2 protein-coding genes are annotated in these 1111 nt (G+C 67.4%); both read left to right on the forward strand.

The features are described from left to right. Nucleotides 1-732 (forward strand): fumarylacetoacetate hydrolase family protein (locus tag ACYP5B_RS21820; RefSeq protein ID WP_459571054.1); only part of this gene is annotated, 732 nt, incomplete at its 5' end. Next, nucleotides 729-1111 (forward strand): alcohol dehydrogenase catalytic domain-containing protein (locus ACYP5B_RS21825; RefSeq protein ID WP_459571055.1); only part of this gene is annotated, 383 nt, incomplete at its 3' end. The genes ACYP5B_RS21820 and ACYP5B_RS21825, both read left to right, overlap by 4 nt.

The following is a 1111-nucleotide window of genomic DNA, read 5'->3' on the forward strand; positions in this document are numbered from 1 at the left end:
GGCATCAACTATGCCAGCCATGTGCGTGAGTCCGGCATGGACCCCGACAAGATCGGCTTCAACACGCTGTTCACCAAGGCCCCGTCCTGCCTTGCGCCCGCCGACGCCGACGTGGTGCGGCCGGCGCATGTGCGACTGCTCGACTACGAAATCGAGCTCGGTCTCGTGGTGCGCAAGCCGCTAAGCGGCGCGGTCCAGGTCGGGCCGGACCAGTTGCACGAGTTCCTCGCTGGCGTGACCATCGTCAACGACATTTCGGCACGCGACGTCCAGCTGCCGCAGGCCCAGTTCTACAAGGGCAAGAGCTACCGCAGCTTCGGCCCGGTCGGACCCTTCCTGGTGCTGTTGGACGCCGAGGAATGGCGGCGCTGGCCCGAGCTCCGTATGCAGCTGCATGTTAACGGGCAGCCCCGCCAGGACGCCTACTGCAGCGACATGATCTACATGCCCCATCAGACGCTTACCGAGCTGTCCGCCCTGCACGACCTGCAAGCCGGCGATCTGATCGCCACCGGCACGCCGGCCGGCTGTGCCGCCCGTGCGCCTGGCAAGCTGGCGATGTGGGTGTTCCGGCATGTGCTGTCCGAGAGCGCGAAGTGGCGCCTCTTCATCAAGAAGGGCCTGTCGAACCCGGCTTACCTGCGGCCGGGCGACATCATGACCGCTTCGATCCGCACCGACGACGGCGCCATCGACCTGGGCGAGCAGCGCAATCGGGTGGTGGCGTCATGAGTCACAGCTATATCGCCGCCATCGACGGCTTTGGCGACGCCTTCGCGTTGGGGCTGCGCCCGGCGGCCTGCCCGCAGCCACGCCAAGGCGAGATCGTGGTGCAGGTGGAGGCAGCGGCGATCAATCCCATCGATGTGCGTCGCCGCGACGGCTATGGCAGCAGGCTCTTCTCTCTCATGGGCGCGGCGCGCATGCCGCTCGTGCTCGGTAACGATTTTGTCGGGACGGTGTGCGCGGTCGGTCGGGGTGTGACCGGGCTGCGCGAAGGCGATGCCGTGTTCGGCGCCAAGCCGCCATCGAGTGCGGGCACGCATGCCACCCATGTCACCATGCGCGCCGAACACGCTTGCCTCAGGCCGTCGTCCATCCCGGCCGCCGC

Source organism: Cupriavidus sp. 8B (assembly GCF_054589115.1).